Source organism: Roseomonas rosulenta (assembly GCF_016106005.1).
Lineage (GTDB): Bacteria > Pseudomonadota > Alphaproteobacteria > Acetobacterales > Acetobacteraceae > Neoroseomonas > Neoroseomonas rosulenta.
This window is the reverse complement of sequence record NZ_JACADR010000076.1, coordinates 1-17,568: the sequence shown is the minus strand read 5'-3', so window position 1 is coordinate 17,568 and position 17,568 is coordinate 1. Positions and strand designations below refer to the sequence as shown.

General features: G+C 71.2%; 17 protein-coding genes. 9 read left to right on the top strand and 8 right to left on the bottom strand.

What is annotated here, in order from left to right; translation table 11 throughout:
• Window positions 1-229 precede the first annotated feature (229 nt).
• From rfbB to HW578_RS11615, 7 genes are all read left to right on the top strand, one after another.
• Window positions 230-1,291 (top strand): dTDP-glucose 4,6-dehydratase, encoded by a 1,062-nt coding sequence (rfbB, locus tag HW578_RS11645; protein ID WP_198370727.1) that lies wholly within the window; start codon window positions 230-232, stop codon window positions 1,289-1,291.
• Between the two features lie 153 nt (window positions 1,292-1,444).
• Window positions 1,445-2,326, top strand: a complete 882-nt coding sequence (gene rfbA / locus HW578_RS11640) for a glucose-1-phosphate thymidylyltransferase RfbA (protein ID WP_198370726.1) — start codon at window positions 1,445-1,447, stop codon at window positions 2,324-2,326.
• On the top strand, window positions 2,323-2,889 hold the full coding sequence (gene rfbC, locus HW578_RS11635; RefSeq protein ID WP_198370725.1) for a dTDP-4-dehydrorhamnose 3,5-epimerase: 567 nt from the start codon (window positions 2,323-2,325) through the stop codon (window positions 2,887-2,889). The genes rfbA and rfbC overlap by 4 nt, the downstream gene beginning before the upstream one ends.
• Complete coding sequence (gene rfbD / locus HW578_RS11630) at window positions 2,889-3,776, top strand: dTDP-4-dehydrorhamnose reductase (RefSeq protein ID WP_198370724.1); 888 nt, start codon at window positions 2,889-2,891, stop codon at window positions 3,774-3,776. The genes rfbC and rfbD overlap by 1 nt, the downstream gene beginning before the upstream one ends.
• A complete protein-coding gene (locus HW578_RS11625; protein WP_198370723.1) occupies window positions 3,773-4,525 on the top strand; it encodes an SGNH/GDSL hydrolase family protein in 753 nt (250 codons plus the stop codon). The genes rfbD and HW578_RS11625 overlap by 4 nt, the downstream gene beginning before the upstream one ends.
• Window positions 4,526-4,715: 190 nt before the next feature.
• Window positions 4,716-6,101, top strand: coding sequence for a leucyl aminopeptidase family protein (locus tag HW578_RS11620; RefSeq protein WP_198370722.1), 1,386 nt, complete (start codon window positions 4,716-4,718; stop codon window positions 6,099-6,101).
• Window positions 6,102-6,187: 86 nt separating this feature from the next.
• Window positions 6,188-6,583, top strand: coding sequence for a MarR family transcriptional regulator (locus HW578_RS11615; RefSeq protein WP_198370721.1), 396 nt, complete (start codon window positions 6,188-6,190; stop codon window positions 6,581-6,583).
• A 40-nt stretch (window positions 6,584-6,623) separates the two neighbouring features.
• Here the strand turns inward: HW578_RS11615 and HW578_RS11610 are convergent, their stop codons facing one another.
• The 8 genes from HW578_RS11610 to HW578_RS11575 form a co-directional block, all read right to left on the bottom strand.
• On the bottom strand, window positions 6,624-7,556 hold the full coding sequence (locus HW578_RS11610; RefSeq protein ID WP_198370720.1) for a 2-hydroxyacid dehydrogenase: 933 nt from the start codon (window positions 7,554-7,556) through the stop codon (window positions 6,624-6,626).
• A gap of 1 nt (window position 7,557) precedes the next feature.
• Window positions 7,558-8,025 (bottom strand): hypothetical protein, encoded by a 468-nt coding sequence (locus HW578_RS11605; protein WP_198370719.1) that lies wholly within the window; start codon window positions 8,023-8,025, stop codon window positions 7,558-7,560.
• Window positions 8,026-8,201: 176 nt separating this feature from the next.
• Window positions 8,202-9,809: an ABC transporter ATP-binding protein gene (locus tag HW578_RS11600; protein WP_198370718.1), complete on the bottom strand. Its 1,608-nt coding sequence runs from the start codon at window positions 9,807-9,809 to the stop codon at window positions 8,202-8,204.
• Window positions 9,806-10,849 (bottom strand): ABC transporter permease, encoded by a 1,044-nt coding sequence (locus tag HW578_RS11595; RefSeq protein ID WP_198370717.1) that lies wholly within the window; start codon window positions 10,847-10,849, stop codon window positions 9,806-9,808. The genes HW578_RS11600 and HW578_RS11595 overlap by 4 nt, the downstream gene beginning before the upstream one ends.
• Entirely contained in the window at window positions 10,846-11,967 is a 1,122-nt protein-coding gene (locus HW578_RS11590) for a microcin C ABC transporter permease YejB (RefSeq protein ID WP_198370716.1), read from the bottom strand. Before HW578_RS11590 ends, HW578_RS11595 begins: the two co-directional genes overlap by 4 nt.
• 7 nt (window positions 11,968-11,974) lie before the next feature.
• Window positions 11,975-13,837, bottom strand: a complete 1,863-nt coding sequence (locus HW578_RS11585; protein WP_198370715.1) for an extracellular solute-binding protein — start codon at window positions 13,835-13,837, stop codon at window positions 11,975-11,977.
• Window positions 13,838-13,883: 46 nt separating this feature from the next.
• On the bottom strand, window positions 13,884-14,666 hold the full coding sequence (gene hisN / locus HW578_RS11580; RefSeq protein ID WP_198370714.1) for a histidinol-phosphatase: 783 nt from the start codon (window positions 14,664-14,666) through the stop codon (window positions 13,884-13,886).
• A 239-nt stretch (window positions 14,667-14,905) separates the two neighbouring features.
• A complete protein-coding gene (locus tag HW578_RS11575) occupies window positions 14,906-15,448 on the bottom strand; it encodes a c-type cytochrome (protein ID WP_198370713.1) in 543 nt (180 codons plus the stop codon).
• 137 nt (window positions 15,449-15,585) lie between these two features.
• On the opposite strand from HW578_RS11575, the gene HW578_RS11570 reads away from it, so the two are divergent.
• Together HW578_RS11570 and HW578_RS11565 are read left to right on the top strand one after the other, a co-directional pair.
• Window positions 15,586-16,329 (top strand): 3-deoxy-manno-octulosonate cytidylyltransferase, encoded by a 744-nt coding sequence (locus tag HW578_RS11570; RefSeq protein WP_198370712.1) that lies wholly within the window; start codon window positions 15,586-15,588, stop codon window positions 16,327-16,329.
• Window positions 16,330-16,489: 160 nt separating this feature from the next.
• A complete protein-coding gene (locus HW578_RS11565; protein WP_198370711.1) occupies window positions 16,490-17,347 on the top strand; it encodes a prephenate dehydratase in 858 nt (285 codons plus the stop codon).
• The last annotated feature ends 221 nt before the right edge of the window (window positions 17,348-17,568 follow it).

The window sequence follows — 17,568 nt, the reverse complement described above, 5'->3', positions numbered from 1 at the left end:
GGGCTGGCGACGGACCCCGCCTGGCCGCTGCGCTTCCTGGCGCGGCTGCCGGCGCATTGGCGCGACCGGGCGGTGCGGCGCGGCAGCGCGCCGGGCGGCGGGTGACCCGCCCGCCCGCACCGGGGTCTGCCGGCGCGGCGTTCCACGCCACAGGAAAGTCATCTACACACGCCATAACGGCGTTGCGGGCGCGCGAGCGGCCCTTGCCACCTGTCATCCCGGACCTCGCATGACCCTTCTGATCACTGGCGGCCTCGGCTTCATCGGCTCGGCGGTAGTTCGCCGGCTGCTGTCGACCACGGATGAGGTGGTGGTGAACCTCGACTGCCGGACCTATGCGGCGAGCCCGGAGAGCCTCGGCGCCTGGCTGGGCCATCCGCGCCACGTGCATCTGGAGGCCGACATCTGCGACGCCGCGGCGGTGCGCGCGGCCTTCGCGCAGCACCGGCCCTCGCGCGTGATGCACCTGGCGGCGGAGTCGCATGTCGACCGCTCGATCGACGGCCCGGCCGCCTTCATCCGCACCAATGTCGTCGGCACCCAGGTGCTGCTGGAGGCGGCGCGGGAATACTGGTCCGCGCTGGACGGCCCCGCGAAGGACGCCTTCCGCTTCCACCATGTCTCGACCGACGAGGTCTTCGGCTCGCTCGACAGCCGCGACGACAAGCCCTTCGACGAGCACACGCGCTATGATCCGCGCAGCCCGTACTCGGCGTCGAAGGCCGCGTCCGACCATCTGGTGCGGGCCTGGCAGCACACCTACGGCCTGCCCACCTTCGTCTCGAACACCACCAACAACTACGGGCCCTGGCAGTTCCCCGAGAAGCTGATACCGCTGGTCACGCTCAACGCGCTCGAGGGCCGGCCGCTGCCGGTCTATGGCGACGGGTCGAACATCCGCGACTGGATCCATGTCGAGGACCATGCCGAGGCGCTGTGCCTCGCGCTGTTCCGCGGCCAGCCGGGGGCGACCTACTGCCTGGGACCGCGCCAGGAACGCACCAATCTCGAGGTGGTGCGCGCGATCTGCGCCACGCTCGACCGGCTGCGCCCCGATCCCGCGGGCCCGCGCGAACGCCTGATCACCTTCGTGCGCGACCGGCCCGGGCATGATTTCCGCTACGCGATGGATCCTTCCGGCGCCGAAGCGGCGCTGGGCTGGCGCGCGAAGCATGATTTCGAGAGCGGCCTGGCGCAGACCATCGCCTGGTACCTGGACAACGAGGCCTGGTGGCGGCCGATCCGCGAGAAGCGTTATGCAGGGCAGCGGCTGGGCGGGGTGGCGGCGTGATGCATCGTAACGTCATTCGGATCGCGGCCTTGCCGCGATCCGGGAGCGCGAAGCGCGACCGCGCCCAAACCGCAAGTCGCGCCCGGCACGCCAGTGCACGGCGCGAAAGCCAAGCCCGCGGAGCGGGCGCCCGGCGTCCGAGGGCGTAAAAACATGAAGGGCATCCTCCTCGCCGGCGGCTCCGGCACGCGCCTGCATCCGATGACGCTGGCGGCGTCCAAGCAGCTGCTGCCGGTCTACGACAAGCCGATGGTCTACTACCCGCTCGGCACGCTGATGCTGGCGGGTGTGCGCGACATCCTGCTGATCTCGACGCCGGCGGACCTGCCCGCCTTCAAGCGGCTCCTGGGCGATGGCAGCCAGTTCGGCATCACCCTCACCTATGCCGAGCAGCCGCGCCCGGAGGGCATCGCCCAGGCCTTCCACATCGGCGCAGAGTGGATCGGCGGTGAAGCCTGCGCGCTGGCACTCGGCGACAACATCATCTACGGGGACGGCCTGCCGGCACAGTTGCAGGCGGCCGCGGCGCGCGCGCAGGCCGGCGAAGCCACGGTCTTCGGCTACCGCGTGGCGGACCCCGAGCGCTACGGCGTCGCGGAATTCGACGCCGAGGGCCGCGTGCTCTCGATCGAGGAGAAGCCCGCCCGGCCGAAATCCGACTGGGCAGTAATCGGGCTGTATTTCTACGATGCACGCGTCACGCAGCTCGCCCGCGACCTCGCCCCCTCGGCGCGCGGCGAGCTCGAGATCACCGACCTCAACAAGGCCTACCTCGCCCTCGGCGCGCTGCGCGCCGAGCAGATGGGGCGCGGCTGCGCGTGGCTCGATGCCGGTACGCCGGGGTCGCTGCTGCAGGCCGCGCTGTTCGTGCAGACCGTGCAGGACCGCCAGGGCCTGCAGGTGGGTTGCCCGGAGGAGATCGCCTTCCGCATGGGCTTCATCGACGCGGCCGCACTGCTGGCGCGCGCGGATGCGCTCGGCAAGACCGCCTACGGCGCCTATCTGCGCGACCTGGCGCGTGGACGCCACGCGTGAAGGTCGAGCGCCTGGCCATCCCCGATGTGCTGCTGATCGAACCCGCCCGTTACGGGGATTCGCGCGGCTTCTTCAGCGAGGTGTGGTCGCGCCGTGCCTTTGCCGAACACGGCATCGACCCCGACTTCGTGCAGGACAACCACGCCTTCTCGGAGCCCGCCTTCGTTCTGCGCGGGCTGCATTTCCAGCGCCCGCCCTCCGCGCAGGGCAAGCTCGTGCGCGTCTCCCGCGGGGCCATCCTCGATGTCGCCATCGATCTCCGGCAGGGCTCGCCCACCTATGGGCAGCATGTCGCGGCCGAGCTGAGCGCTGCGAACTGGCGGCAGATGTGGGTGCCGCGGGGCTTCGCGCATGGCTACTGCACGCTCGAGCCCGGGACCGAGGTGCTCTACAAGACCGACGCGCCCTATGACCGCGACGCCGATGCCGGCATCGCCTGGGACGACCCCGCGCTAGGGATCGCCTGGCCGGTCGATGCGGCAGGGGCGGTGCTGTCGGAGAAGGACCGTAGCGCGCCGCGCCTCGCGGAGATCCCGCCGCCTTTCCCCCCGGGGTCCTGGTGATGCGCCGCATCCTGGTCACCGGCCGCGGCGGGCAACTCGCGACCGGGCTTGCGGATGCGCTGCCGGCGCAGGGCTTCGAGGCCATCCTGGTCGGCCAGCCGGAATTCGAGTTCGACCAGCCCGCCACCATCGCCGCCGCCTTCGCCGCGGCGCGGCCCGATGCGGTGGTGAACTGCGCTGCCTGGACCGCCGTCGATGCCGCCGAGGACAACGAAGCCGCGGCCTTCGTGGCGAATGCGATCGGCCCGGCGCTGGTCGCGCGGCACTGCGCGGGGCTCGGCATCCCGCTGGTGCAGGTCTCGACCGACTACGTCTTCGACGGGCGCAAGGGCGCGCCCTATGTCGAGACCGATGTGCCCAACCCGCTCGGCGCCTATGGGCGGACCAAGCTGGCGGGCGAATGGGCGGCGCTGGCGGGCAACCCGAAGACCTGCGTGCTGCGCACGGCCTGGGTGTTCTCGGCGGTCGGCAACAACTTCCTGCGCACCATGCTGCGGGTCGGGGCGGAGCGCGCCAGCCTGCGCGTGGTGGCGGACCAGCAGGGCAGCCCGACCGCAGCACCCGACCTGGCGGAGGCCATCGCCGCGGTGCTGGCCCGCATCCGCGCGGATGGCTGGCAGGACGCGCATCGCGGCGTGTTCCACGCGGTCGCCTCGGGCTTCACCAGCTGGCACGGCTTCGCCGTCGCGATCTTCGAAGCCGCCGCGCCGCTCGGCGGCCCGCGGCCCGAGGTGCAGGCCATCGCCACCGCGGAATACCCGACGCGCGCCACACGGCCCGCCGATGGCAGGCTGGACACGGCGCGACTCGCCCATACCTTCGGTGTATCGTTGGCGCCGTGGCGGCAGGGGCTCGAGAGGGTGGTCAGGGGGGTATTGGCATCGTGACCCGCTGGCGTTTGCGCCTGGCCGCCGTGATGCTGGCGCTGCTGCCGGCCTGCGCGCTGGCGCAGGAGGATCGCGCCTGTCCCGCGGTGCCCCTGCGGCCGATCGTCGCGCCGGCCTTCGCGGCGGCCGTCGCGCGCGGCGGGGAGGTGCGGATCGTCGCACTCGGATCCTCCTCCACCGCCGGCGCGGGCGCGACGACGCCCTGGCGCTCCTATCCTGTCAGGCTCGAGGCGCGCCTGCGCGAGGCCCTGCCCGGCCGGGCCGTCACGGTGATGAACCGCGGCGCCAGCGGGGAGGATGCGGCCCACATGCTCGGCCGCCTGGAACGCGATGCCATCGCGGAGCGGCCACAGCTGGTGATCTGGCAGCTCGGCGCCAATGCTGCGCTGCGCGGCCTGGACCGCGATTCCTTCGACAGCTTCCTGCGACAGGGCCTGTTGCGGCTGCGCGCGGCCGGCATCGACGTGGTGCTGATGGACAACCAGCGCGCGCCGCGCATCGCCGCCCGGCCCGGCCACCGCGACTACGACGCCATGCTGGCCGCGGCGGCCGCCAGCGTCCCGGGCGTGACCCTGTTTTCCCGCGCCGCCCTGATGGATGCCCTGGCCGCCGCCGGCGTGCCGAACGAGGCATTATTGATCTCGGACAACCTGCACCACAACGACCGGGGCTATGCCTGCATCGCCGAGGCGCTGTCCGCCGCCCTGGTGGCCGGCTTGCCGGTGCTCCAGGCGACGACGCGACGCTGAGGCCGCGCTTCATCGCGTTCCGGTAACGTAAGATTCAAGGCATGCAATGCTTATTGCGTTGCATCGCATGCATAACGCTCCTGCGAAATGGAAACCTTGGATTCCGTTGGTCAACCGGAGCAAAATGAAGGCCTAACGAATTTGTGATTTCGATGCCATCGCATCGATCGATGCAAGGAGATGCCCGGCGATGCTGGAAGGCCTGACGGCCAGGGCGATGGGCGCATTGCCGCTGCACGCGGTGCGCAGCGACGGGCTGACCGCCTTCCTGGGCGATCTTCCCGCGTCCGTCGCCGCGTTCCTGCGGGCCTCGGGCTTTGCCGCCAGGGCCGGGGAATTCGCGCTGCTGCCAGGGCCCGACGGGCTGGCCGGTGCGGTGGTCGGGCTCGGCCAGGAAGAGTCGCCCTGGGCCTTCGGCACGCTGTCGCGCGGGCTGCCCCCCGGCACCGCCTGGCGCCTGGCCCCCGGGCCGCAGGACCCGGCGCAGGCCACGCTCGGCTGGGCGCTCGGCGCCTATCGTCCGCATCGGCACAAGGCGCCCGGGCCCTCCCCGGCCGTCCTCGAGATCCCGGCCGGGGTCGCCGACGCGGTCGCGACCGCCGAGGCCATCTGCGCCGCACGCGACCTGATCAACGCACCGGCGGCCGACCTCGGCCCGGCCGAACTGGCCGCGGCCGCCGCCGCGCTTGCCGCCCGCCATGGCGGCAGCTGCGAGATCGTGCTCGGCGACAGCCTGGAACAGGGCTTCCCCGCCGTCGCGGCGGTCGGCCAGGGCAGCCCGCGCGCGCCGCGCGTGGCGGTGCTGCGCTGGACCGGCGCCGAATCCGGGCCGCTCATTGCGCTGTGCGGCAAGGGCGTGTGCTTCGACACCGGCGGGCTCGACCTGAAATCCGCCGCCGGCATGCTGCGCATGAAGAAGGACATGGGCGGCGCGGCCGTGGTGCTCGCCGCCGCCGAGATGATCATGCGCACCAACCTTCCCGTGCGCCTGCTGGTGCTGGTGGGCGCGGTGGAGAACGCCGTCTCGGGCACCGCGATGCGCCCGATGGACGTGCTGCGCACCCGCAAGGGCCTCAAGGTCGAGGTCGGCAACACCGACGCCGAGGGCCGCCTGGTGCTGTGCGACCTGCTGGCCTTCGCGGCCGAGCAGTCGCCGGCGATGATCATCGATTGCGCGACGCTGACCGGCGCGGCGCGCGTGGCACTCGGCCCTGACCTGCCGGCGCTGTTCAGCAACGACGATGCGCTGGCGGCACGGCTGCTGGCGGCCGGGCGGGCGGTGGACGACCCGATGTGGCGGCTGCCGCTGCACGACGGTTACGATTCCTGGCTCGACAGCCCCTTTGCGGACCTGTCCAACGTCTCCCAGAAGCCGATGGCCGGGGCGGTGACGGCGGCGCTGTTCCTGCGCCGCTTCGTGCCGGCGGGCATCCCCTGGGCACATCTCGATCTCTACGCGTGGAATGATTCGACGCGTCCCGGCCGCCCGGAGGGCGGAGAAGCCCAATGCGTACGGGCGCTGCACGCAATGGTTGCGGAATCCGCCCGACTGAACGCGACGACACCGGCCACCTGACCGGCGCATATCGAGCATCCGCCCCGGACGAGGGCCATATCTACGGCGGCAGGACCGCCCAAGAGTTCCACAGAGGAAGAACGAGCATGACCACTCACGGCAACCCCGACCAGCAGATCGGCATCCTGCGGGAGACGATCGTCGCCCTGGTGCGCAGCGACGGGCCGGACCTTTCGGCCCGCCAGCTCGCGGTGCTTCTCACCGTCTATCTGGGCGAAGGGCCGCACACGGTGCGCGGCCTGGCGCAGGATCTCAACGTGTCGAAGCCGGCGATCACGCGCGCGCTGGACCGGCTCGGCGAGCTCGACCTCGCGCGGCGCAAGGTGGATCCGGCGGACCGCCGCTCGGTGCTGGTGCAGCGCACCCCCAAGGGCACGACCTTCCTGCGCGACCTTCGCGGCGTGATGGCCGAGGCGGTGAAGGCGACCGGCGAGGTCCGCCTGCTTCCGGCCCAGACCGAGCCGGCGCTGCGCGCGGTGTGACCCGGGGCGGGGCGCGGCGAGCGCCCCGCCCCGCCCGGCGTCAGTAGCCGGCCGAGAAATCGACCAGGTTTATGAGCGGCCGGCCCACCCGCGCACGGTGGATGTTCTCCACCACCTGCGGCGCGGCGGAGGACGGGATGGTGATGGACGCCGCATGCGGTGTCAGCACCACCTTCGGATGCGACCAGAAGGGGCTGTCGGCCGGCAGGGGCTCGGGCTCGAAGACATCGAGCGCAGCGCCAGCCAGGTGGCCGCTGTCGAGTGCCGCCAGCACGTCCGCCGCGACCTGGTGGCCGCCGCGCGCGGCGTTCAGCAGGAAGCCGCCGGGCTTCATCGCGCCGAGCAACCGGGCGTCGATGACGCCCCGCGTCTCGGGCGTCAGCGGCAGCAGGCAGACGAGGATGTCCGTCTTCGCCGCCATGGCCATCAGCCCGTCGGCGCCGTGGAAGGTCTCCACCCCCGGCACCTGCTTCGGCCGGCGCGACCAGCCCATCACCGGGAAGCCCAGCGCCATCAGCGCCCGGGCGGCATCCCCGCCCAGTTCCCCCAGGCCCAGGATGCCGATGCGCCGCGCGGAGGTCTCGGGCGCGGGCAGTTCGTGCCACACCTTGCGCGCCTGCTGGTCGCGATACTCGGGGTCCTGGCGGTGGAAGCGCAGCACGTTCAGCAGCACCCATTCGGTCATGCCCTGCGTCAGGCGCGTATCGAGCAGCCGCGCCACGGGCACGCCGGGCGGGGGGCCGGGCGGACGGAACAGGTGGTCCACCCCCGCACCCATCGACACGATGACCTTGAGCTTCGGATAGCGGCGCAGCTCCATCATGTCGTGCGCGGTCCAGACCACCGCGGCCTCGATGTCGGCGGGTTCGCCGGAATCGGGAAACAGGCGGATCTCGAGCGAGGGGTCGACCGCCAGCAGCGCGGCCTTCCAGTCCTGCATGGTGTGCGCCTTGGTCGAGAGCAGAACGGCCATGTCAGGCGGCATCCTTCAGGTCGGTGTCGAGGGCGGTAACGAAGTCCCGCCAGGAATTGCGCGAGGTCGCGGCACGCTCGGTGCCATCGGGCATCTTGGCATAGAGGCTGAGCACGCCCTGCCCCCAGAGCGCGTCGAAATGCGCGGGCGATTGCAGCGCATAGGCGGCGGTGCGGTCGAAGACGCCGTCCTTTACCTTCGGCATGACGCGCGCGATCCACCACCAGCAGCCGAGGCCGAGCACCCCCATGCCGGCCCAGGTGCCGCCCTGCCTGATGCCCAGCGCGTCGAGCGGCGCACCACCCCATTTCAGCGCGACGAAGGAGGCGGCGAGAATGAGGCCGGCCGGCCAGACATTCTCCCAGGTGCGGTAGACCGGCGAGCCGGGCGAATTCATACGGCGCAGATGCACGCCGAGCTTCACCCGCTCGGCATCCAGCAGCGCCTTCAGGGTTTCCAGTTCGGACACGCTTTTATGCCCTCAAACGGCGGGCGCCGGCCATCTGGCCGGCTTGCCTTCGCGCCATGCGCTGTCGCGCGGGCGGCGGCGGGCGGGTCGGGCGCGGTCGCGCCTTGCGCTCCCGGACCGCGCGTGGCGCGATCCGAAGGGGCGGAGGAGGAGGGGTGCGGCGGAGCGCGCGCGGCTCATGTGCGCAGCCCGGGCGCGGCCTCGGTGCGAAGGTCGAATGCGGCGGCCATTAGGGCGCGCGTGTAGGCCTCCTGCGGCGCCTCGACAACCCGGGCGGCCTCGCCTTCCTCGACCACCCTGCCGTCCTTCAGCACGATGATCCGGTGCGCCATGGCGCGCACCACGCGCAGGTCATGCGAGATGAACAGATAGGCCAGCCGATGCTTCGCCTGCAGCGCACGCAGCAGGTCCACCACCTGCGCCTGCACGCTGACATCGAGCGCGCTGGTCGGTTCGTCCAGCACCAGGAAGCGCGGCTTCAGCACCAGCGCGCGGGCGATGGCGATGCGCTGGCGCTGGCCGCCGCTGAACTCATGCGGGTAGCGTTCGGCCATGGCGGGCTCCAGGCCGACCTCCTCCAGCGCCGTCGCCACTGCCATTGCGCGCTGCGTGGCGGTCAGCCCGGGCTCGTGCACGGCGAGGCCCTCGCCCACGATCTCGGCCACGCTCATGCGCGGCGAGAGCGCGCCATAGGGGTCCTGGAAGACGATCTGCATGCGCCGGCGCAGCGGGCGCAGCGCGGCACGGTTCAGCCCCTGGATCGACGCACCCTCGAAGCGGATCGCGCCCTCGCTGGCCTCGAGGCGCAGCATCGCGAGGCCGAGCGTGGTCTTGCCCGAACCCGATTCGCCGACCAGGCCGACCGTCTCGCCCTCCCGCACCGCCAGGCTCACCCCGTCCACCGCCCGGACCTCCGCCACCACACGGCGCATCACGCCGCGGCGGATGGGGAAGCGGACCTTGATGGCGTCCCCGTGCATGATCTCCGCGGCGCTCTGCGCGATCGGCGCCGGCGCGCCGCGGGGTTCGGTTGCCAGCAGCATGCGCGTGTAGGCGTGCTGCGGCATGCCGAACACCTGGCGCACCGCGCCCTGTTCCACCGCGCGCCCGTCCTTCATCACCACCACGGCGTCCGCGTGCTTCTTCACGATGCTGAGGTCGTGGGTGATCAGCAGGAGCGCCATGCCGAGGTCGCGCTTGAGCTGCTCCAGCAGTTCCAGGATCTGCGCCTGGATCGTGACGTCGAGCGCGGTGGTCGGTTCGTCGGCAATCAGCAGCTTGGGGTCGTTGGCGAGCGCGGCGGCGATCATCACCCGTTGGCGCTGCCCGCCCGAGAGCTGGTGCGGATAGGCGCCGAGCCGTTCCTCGGCGTTGGGGAAGCCGGCACGGCGCAGCAATTCGATGATGCGCACGCGCAGCGCATCGCCGGAGAGCGGGCGATGGAGCGTGATCGCCTCGCCCACCTGGCGGCCCACCGTGTGCAGCGGGTTCAGCGAGGTCATGGGTTCCTGGAACACCATGCCCGCCACGCCGCCGCGCAGCCGGCGCAGCTCGCGCTCGGGCGCGCCCAGCACATCGGTGCCATCGAGGGTGATGCGCCCCTCGGGGTTGCTGCCGGCGGTCGGCAGCAGGCCGAGGCACGACAGCGCAGTGACGGACTTGCCGGAGCCGCTCTCGCCCACCAGCGCCACGCTCTGCCCGGGCTCGACCGTGAAGGACACGCCCTCCACCACGCGCTTCGTGCCGAAGGCGACCGAGAGATTGTCGACCGTCAGCAGCGTCATCGCCCGCCCCCCGGCAGCTTGCGCGGGTCGAAGGCGTCGCGCACCGCCTCCCCCACGAAGGTCAGCAGCGTCAGCATGGTGCCGAGCACGAAGAAGCCGGTCAGCGCGAGCCAGGGCGCGTTGAGGTTGTCCTTGCCCTGGTTCACCAGCTCGCCCAGCGAAGGCGAGCCCGGCGGCAGGCCGAAGCCCAGGAAGTCGAGCGAGACCAGCACCGTCACCGACCCCGCCAGGATGAAGGGCAGGAAGGTGAGCGTGGCGACCATCGCATTGGGCAGGATGTGGCGCACCATGATGGCGGCATGCGAGACACCCAGCGCATTGGCCGCGCGCACGTAGTCGAGGTTGCGTCCGCGCAGGAATTCCGCGCGCACCACGCCGGTCAGCCCCATCCAGGAGAACAACAGCAGGAAGGAGAGCAGCACCCAGAAGCTCGGTTCGATCACGCTGGCCAGGATGATGAGCAGGTAGAGCTGCGGCATGCCCGACCACAACTCGATGAAGCGCTGGAAGTAGAGGTCGATCGCGCCGCCGAAATAGCCCTGCACCGCGCCGGCTGCGATGCCGATGATCGAGCTCACGATGGTGAGCGTGAAGCCGAACAGCACCGAGATGCGGAAGCCGTAGATCACCCGCGCCACCACGTCGCGCCCCTTGTCGTCGGTGCCGAGCCAGTTGCGCGCCGAGGGTGGGGCGGGCAGCGGATGATCCAGGTCGCGCACGATGGAATAGTATGTGAAGCGCACCGGCGGCCAGATCGCCCAGCCACCCGCATCCGCGAAGTCCTTCAGGAAGTCGCGGTCCTGCCAGTAGTCGCTGCCGGTGGGCAGGCCATCTGGCACCAGGTCGGTCTCGGCATAGTCGGCCAGCACCGGGAAGAACCACTGGTCGTTCACCCGCGCGACCAGCGGGCGGTCATTGGCGATGAATTCCGCGAACAGCGTCACCACGAAGATCACCGCGAAGATGATGGCGGACCAGTAGCCGCGGCGATTGGCGCGGAAATTCGCGATCCGCCGCCGCGCGAGCGGGGTGAGGGTCATCGCCGCGCCTCGAAGTCGATGCGCGGATCCACCAGCGTGTAGGTGAAGTCGCTGATGATCTGCAGCACGAGGCCGAGCAGCGTGAAGATATACAGGGTGCCGAACATGATCGGGTAGTCGCGTCGCGTCGCCGCCTGGAAGCCCAGGTAGCCGAGGCCGTCCAGCGAGAAGACGATCTCGATGAGCAGCGCGCCGGTGAAGAGCATGCCGATGAAGGCCGCGGGGAAGCCGGCGATGATGATCAGCATCGCGTTGCGGAAGACGTGGCCATACAGGACGCGCTGCTCGCCCGCCCCCTTGGCGCGCGCGGTGACCACGTACTGCTTGCCGATCTCATCGAGGAAGGAGTTCTTGGTCAGCATGGTGAGCCCGGCGAAGCCGCCGATCACCAGTGCGAGGGTGGGCAGCGCCATGTGCCACGCGTAGTCGATCGCGCGCTGCCAGAACGGCCAGTCCGCCGAGCCGGAGGAGGCGAGCCCGCGCAGCGGAAACACCTGCAGGAAGGACCCGCCGGCGAACAGCACCACCAGCAGCACGGCGAACAGGAAGCCCGGGATGGCATAGCCCACCAGCACGATGCCCGAGGTCGCGACATCGAAGCGCGACCCGTCGCGCACCGCCTTGCGGATGCCGAGCGGGATCGAGATCAGGTAGATGATCAGCGTCGACCAGATGCCGAGCGAGATCGACACCGGCATCTTCTCGAGGATCAGGTCGATCACCGGCCGGTCCTGGAACAGGGATCGGCCGAAGTCGAAGGTGAGGTAGCCTGTCAGCATGTCCCAGAAGCGGACATGGGCCGGCTTGTCGAAGCCGAAGGCGCGTTCGATCTCGGCGACGATGGCGGGGTCGAGCCCGCGCGCGCCGCGATAGCTGCCGACCGGCCCCGACGCGCCGTCTACCTGGCCACCCTGCCGGGTGGCGTTGGGCATGCGCACGTCGCCGCCGCCCTCGCCCGTGATGCGCCCGAGCGTCGATTGCCCCTCGCCGCGCAGCTCGGCCAGCATCTGCTCGACCGGCCCGCCGGGGGCGAACTGCACGACGGCGAAGTTGATGATCAGGATGCCGAGCAGCGTCGGCACCACCAGCAGCAGCCGGCGGAGAAGGTAGGCGCCCATCGCGCCGCTAGCCGCGGCGGGCTTCGGCGAGCGCGCGCTCGCGCGCCGGGTCGATCCACCAGGCTTGCGGGAAGCCGAGCCCATAGCGCGGGTTGCGCTCCGGCCGGCCGAACTTGTCCCAGAAGGCGATGCGGAAGACGCGCGAATGCCAGTGCGGCACGACGAAATTGTGGTGCAGCAGCACGCGGTCGAGTGCGCGGGTGCGCGCGACCAGCTCCTCGTAGTTGGGTGCGCCGATCACCAGCTCGACCAGCTCGTCGATCGCCGGATCGGCGATGCCGGCGACGTTCTGGGACCCGTTCTCGCGCGCCTTGGCTGTGGTCCAGTAGTCGCGCTGCTCATTGCCGGGGGAGAAGCCCTGGCCCATCGAATCGACCGTCATGTCGTAGTCGAAGGCGTCGATGCGCACCTGGTACTGGGCGGGGTCCACCGTGCGCACGCGCGCCGAGATGCCCACGCGCTCGAGCCACTGCACGTAGGGCAGGGCCACGCGCTCGAAAGTGGCACCCTGCAGCAGGATCTCGAATTCGAAGCGCTGGCCCTGCGCGTTCACCAGGCGGCGGTCGCGCACGGTCCAGCCTGCCTCGCGCAGCAGTGCGAGCGCGCGGCGCGCGCCCTCGCGGTTGTTGCCGGAGCCGTCGGTGACCGGCAGCTTGTATTCCTCGGTGAAGACGGCCTCGGGGATGCGGCCGCGGAAGCCCTCCAGGATCGCGCGCTCGCGCCCCTCGGGCAGGCCGCGTGCGGCGAAGTCGGAATTCGAGAAATACGAACCTGTCCGCGCGTAGGCGCTGAAGAACAGGTTGGCGTTCATCCACTCGTAGTCGAACACCTCGATCAGGGCGCGGCGCACGCGCGAATCCTGGAAGAGCGGGCGGCGCAGGTTCACCGCGAAGCACTGCATGCCGGTCGGGATCTCGTGCGGGATCTCCTCGCGCTTCACGAGGTTCCGCCGCGCGGCGGGGAAGTCGTAGCCGGTCGCCCAGTCGCGCGCGACGTTCTCGGTGCGGAAATCGGCCTGGCCGGCCTTGAAGGCCTCGAAGGCCACGGTGGTGTCGCGGAAATACTCGTAGCGCAGCGTGTCGAAATTGTTCAGGCCGCGCCGCACGCCGAGGTCGCGTGCCCAGTAGTCCTCCACCCGGCGATAGACGACCGACCGGTTGGCCTCGAACCGATCCAGCCGATAGGGGCCCGATCCCAGCGGCACGTCGAGCGAGGGGCGGGCGAAGTCGCGCCCCTCCCACCAGTGCTTCGGCAGCACCGGCAGGTCGCCCAGGATCTGCGCGAGCTCGCGGTTCTCGGCATCCTTGAAGCGGAAGGTGACGCGCCTCGGGCTTTCCGCCACCACCTCGGTCACGTCGGCCCAGTAGGCGCGGAAGAAGGGGCGGCCCTGGCTGCGCAGCGCGTTGAAGGTGAAGACGACGTCCTCGGCCGTGACGGGGCGGCCGTCGTGCCAGCGCGCGGCCTCACGCAGCTCGAAACTGACGCCCTTCCGGTCGGCCGGCAGTTCCACGGTCTCGGCCAGGTGGCCGTATTCCGCGGTGGCCTCGTCCGGGTTGCCGGCCATCAGCGTGTCGTAGATCAGCCCGATCCCAGGGTCCGGCGTGCCGCGCAGGATGTAGGGGTTGAAGCTGTCGAAGGAGCCGAGGCGGGAGAGCACCACCTCGCCGCCCTTGGGCGCCGCCGGGTTGGCCCAGGGCCAGTGCGGGAAATCCGCCGGCAGCACGGGGGGCGAGAGCAGCGAGAGCGCATGGGTGCGCACCACCTCGCCCGGCTTGTCGCCACCGGCAGGCACGACCGCGCGGGCCCCGCGCGGCAGGGTGGGGACAACGAAGCCGAGGGCGCCGAGCGCCAGCAGGTCGCGACGGTTCATGTGCGCAGGATGGGGGTTCGCCCTCTGCGCGGCAACGTCCGCGCGCCTACCGATCGGTAAGGAGGCGCACGGCCTCCTCCAGCAGGGCGGGGTCGCCCACCGCCAGCACCCGCCCGTCCGAGGCGGCACTCAGCGCCTCCCCGCGCCAGCCGGTGACGCGCCCGCCGGCCCCTTCGATCACCGGCACAAGCGCCGCCCAGTCCCAGATCTTCATCGTGGCATCGACCACGATATCGACCAGGCCGAGTGCGAGCAGGCCATAGGCGTAGCAGTCGCCGCCCCAGGTCACGCGCCGCGCCCCGCCGCGCAGGCGCTCGAAGCCCGGGCGGTCGGGGGGCAGGAACATGTCCGGGCTGGTGCAGGAGAGTTCCGCCTGGCCCACTGCCGCGCAGGGCCGGCAGGCCGGCACACCGCCAAGCGGCGCACGGAAGCGCGTGGGCCGGCCCGCCACGCCAAGCCAGCGTTCCCCGGTCACCGGCTGGTCGATGACGCCCAGCACCGGCACGCCGCGGTGCAGCAGCCCGATCAGGCTGCCGAAGAGCGGCCGGCCGGTGACGAAGGCGCGGGTGCCGTCGATCGGGTCGAGCACCCAGACCCATTCGGCGTCCGGGCGGTCCTCGCCATGTTCCTCGCCGATGACGCCGTGGTCCGGGAAGCGGGCGGCGATCAGGGCGCGGATCGCTTCTTCGGCGTCGCGGTCGGCCTTGGTGACGGGGCTGGCATCGCCCTTCGCCTCGACCAGCAGCGCGGAGCGGAAGAGCGGGCGGATCACGGCGCCGGCGGCGTCGGCGAAGTCCTCGGCGGCGGCGATGAAGTCGTCGGGGATCATGGGGGGCACCTCGGGGCAGGCGTGGATCGGGGGGCGGCACCGCCGCTCTCAGGCAATGACCCAAGGCTGGCCATCGGGTCGCTGCACCGTCCGAACGCCCCACGGATCGTGCGGATGCACGATCCGGGAGCGCACAGCGCGACCGCGCCCAGGCCATCAGTCGCGCCGGGCCCACCAGTGCGGGGCGCGAAGGCAAGCGGCTCGGACGGGCCGCGCCCGCCGCCTGAGGGTCAAAAAAATCAGGGCGCCGGAGCGTTCGGCGAGATCGACCGCAGATACGCGATCAGGTCCGCGCGCTGCTGGGTGCTCGCCAGGCCCGCGAAGGACATGCGGTTGCCCGCGGCATAGGCGCGCGGGTTGTGGATCCAGGCGTTCAGCTCCTCGTAGGTCCAGGGCTTGTCGGCCATGCCGCGCAGCGCCGCCGAGTAGTTGAAGCCATCCGCATGCGCGTGCTTCGCCCCCACGATCCCATACAGGTTCGGGCCCACGCCGTTGCGCCCGCCCTCGTTGAAGGAATGGCAAGCGGCGCACTGCCGCTGCGCCACCTGCTGGCCGTTCTGCACATTGGCAGCAGCCAGCAGCGGCGTGATGGGGTCGAGCGCGGGGGCGGCCGGCGCTGCGGCGGCGGCCGGGGCGGCAGCCTCGCCGCCAATGCTGATCGCGGCATGGTGCGGGCGGGTCGGATGCACCAGCAGGCTGCCCACCACCCCGGCCACGCCGAAGGTCACGCCGGCGGTCAGGATCGCCGCGATGATCTTGTTGCCCTCGAGGTTGGTCGCCATGCCAGTGTCAGCCCCTTGCACACCTTGCCCGCCGCGCGTTTGCGCCGCGGAACCGCCTTGCCTAAAACGCGCCGGACCATAGTGCCCGGCCTGTCGCCAGACAACCACCTCGGTCCTTCATTTCCGGAGCCGCACGCTTGCGCCCCATCGTCGTGATTCCCGCCCGCATGGCCGCCACCAGGCTGCCGGGCAAGCCGCTGGCGGAGATCGCCGGGCGGCCGATGATCGCCCACGTGCTGGACCGCGCGCGGGAGGCGGGGATCGGCCCGCTGGCCGTCGCCGCCGGGGAGCCCGAGATCGTGGCCGCCGCCGAGGCCGCCGGCGCGCAGGCGGTGCTGGTGGAGGACGACGTGCCCTCGGGCACCGACCGCGTGCAGCGCGCGATGGTGGTGCTGGACCCGCAGCGGCGCTACGACGTGGTGGTGAACCTTCAGGGGGATTTCCCGACCATCGCACCGGAGACGCTGCGCGCGGTGCTGGAACCCCTGGCCGACCCGGGCGTGGATATCGGCACGCTGGTCTGCCCGATCGCGGATGAAGTCGAGGCCAACACGGCGTCCTTCGTGAAGGCCGCCTGTGCGTTCGAGGGCGACAAGCGCGTCGCGCCGGCACTGTATTTCTCGCGCCTGCCGATCCCCTGGGGGGACGGGCCGCGCTGGCACCATATCGGCGTCTATGCCTATCGCCGCGCGGCGCTGGACCGCTTCGTGAGCCTGCCGGCGAGCCCGCTGGAGATGCGCGAGAAGCTGGAGCAGCTGCGCGCGCTGGAAGCCGGGATGCGAATCGCCGCCGCGCGGGTGGACCACGGCCCCTTCGGCGTGGACACGCCGCATGACCTTGAACGCGCCCGGAGCCTTCTGGCGTCGCGCGGTCACGAGTGACCGCGCCCCTCAGACGGCGGGCGCCGCACATCCGTGCGGCTTGCCTTCGCGCCCAGCACTTTCGCGCCCCGCGCGTCGGATGGTCTGGGCGCGGTCGCGCTTTGCGCTCCCGGACCGAGGCCTGGCCTCGGTCCGCCATGATCTGTTGTCAGGTGACCCCATGACCGCCAAGACCATCGCCTTCCAGGGCATGCCCGGCGCCTATTCCGACCTGGCCTGCCGCGCCGCCTATCCGGGCTGGACCACCCTGCCCTGCCCGTCCTTCGAGGCGGCGATGGCCGCGCTGCGCGAGGGCCGCTGCGACCTGGCGATGCTGCCCTGCGAGAATTCGCTGGCGGGCCGCGTGCCGGATATCCACCGGCTGCTGCCGGAGAGCGGGCTGTACGTGATCGGCGAGCATTTCCAGCGCGTCGAGCACTGCCTGCTGGCGCCGAAGGGTGCGAGCCTCGGCACCGTGAAGCGCGCGCACAGCCACCCGATGGCGCTGGGGCAGGTGCTGAACCTGATCCGCGAGCGGAACCTGGCACCGGTGATCGAGGCCGATACCGCCGGCGCGGCGCAGATCATCGCCGAACGCAACAGCCCCGAGGACGCGGCCATCGCCAGCGAACTGGCGGCCGAGATCTACGGCCTCGAGATCCTGGCGCGCAATGTCGAGGACAGCCACGACAACACCACGCGCTTCTACGTGATGTCGCGGGACCGCGTGTATCCGCCGCTGGCCGCACCCGACACGGTCACCACCTTCGTGTTCCGCGTCCGGTCGGTGCCGGCGGCGCTGTACAAGGCGCTGGGCGGCTTCGCGACGAATGGCGTGAACATGACGAAGCTGGAATCCTACATGGTCGGCGGGCGGTTCTCGGCGACGCAGTTCCTCTGCGACGTGGACGGCCACCCGGACAGCCCGGCGCTGCGCCGCGCCTTCGAGGAGCTGGAATTCTTCACCAAGGAATTCCGCATCCTGGGGGCGTATCCGGCGCATGCGTACAGGCTGGAGCAGGCGGCGGCGGGGGATTGAGGGGCGCCGCGCACCTAGAGGAGAGCTCTGCGAAACCTGCGTGATCGGCTGATGAAGATGTGGCGGTGTCCTGGAAGCGGCCTTGGGGGTCGTTTTCGAGCCCGCCGGTCGTGCGGTGGGCGCACCTCTCCCGTCAGGCGAGTAGCCGTTCGGCGCGGCGCAGGTTCATCGCGGTGCAGAGCAGGTGCAGATGGGCGCCGTTGCGCAAAAGGCCGCGATAG

Bases quoted from the DNA above. Each gene is read 5' to 3' on its own strand.
- rfbB (WP_198370727.1), top strand. From the start codon at position 230: ATGACCCTTCTGATCACTGGCGGCCTCGGCTTCATCGGCTCGGCGGTA.
- rfbA (WP_198370726.1), top strand. From the start codon at position 1,445: ATGAAGGGCATCCTCCTCGCCGGCGGCTCCGGCACGCGCCTGCATCCG.
- rfbD (WP_198370724.1), top strand. From the start codon at position 2,889: ATGCGCCGCATCCTGGTCACCGGCCGCGGCGGGCAACTCGCGACCGGG.
- HW578_RS11620 (WP_198370722.1), top strand. From the start codon at position 4,716: ATGCTGGAAGGCCTGACGGCCAGGGCGATGGGCGCATTGCCGCTGCAC.
- HW578_RS11615 (WP_198370721.1), top strand. From the start codon at position 6,188: ATGACCACTCACGGCAACCCCGACCAGCAGATCGGCATCCTGCGGGAG.
- HW578_RS11610 (WP_198370720.1), bottom strand. From the start codon at position 7,556: ATGGCCGTTCTGCTCTCGACCAAGGCGCACACCATGCAGGACTGGAAG.
- HW578_RS11600 (WP_198370718.1), bottom strand. From the start codon at position 9,809: ATGACGCTGCTGACGGTCGACAATCTCTCGGTCGCCTTCGGCACGAAG.
- HW578_RS11595 (WP_198370717.1), bottom strand. From the start codon at position 10,849: ATGACCCTCACCCCGCTCGCGCGGCGGCGGATCGCGAATTTCCGCGCC.
- HW578_RS11590 (WP_198370716.1), bottom strand. From the start codon at position 11,967: ATGGGCGCCTACCTTCTCCGCCGGCTGCTGCTGGTGGTGCCGACGCTG.
- HW578_RS11585 (WP_198370715.1), bottom strand. From the start codon at position 13,837: ATGAACCGTCGCGACCTGCTGGCGCTCGGCGCCCTCGGCTTCGTTGTC.
- hisN (WP_198370714.1), bottom strand. From the start codon at position 14,666: ATGATCCCCGACGACTTCATCGCCGCCGCCGAGGACTTCGCCGACGCC.
- HW578_RS11575 (WP_198370713.1), bottom strand. From the start codon at position 15,448: ATGGCGACCAACCTCGAGGGCAACAAGATCATCGCGGCGATCCTGACC.
- HW578_RS11565 (WP_198370711.1), top strand. From the start codon at position 16,490: ATGACCGCCAAGACCATCGCCTTCCAGGGCATGCCCGGCGCCTATTCC.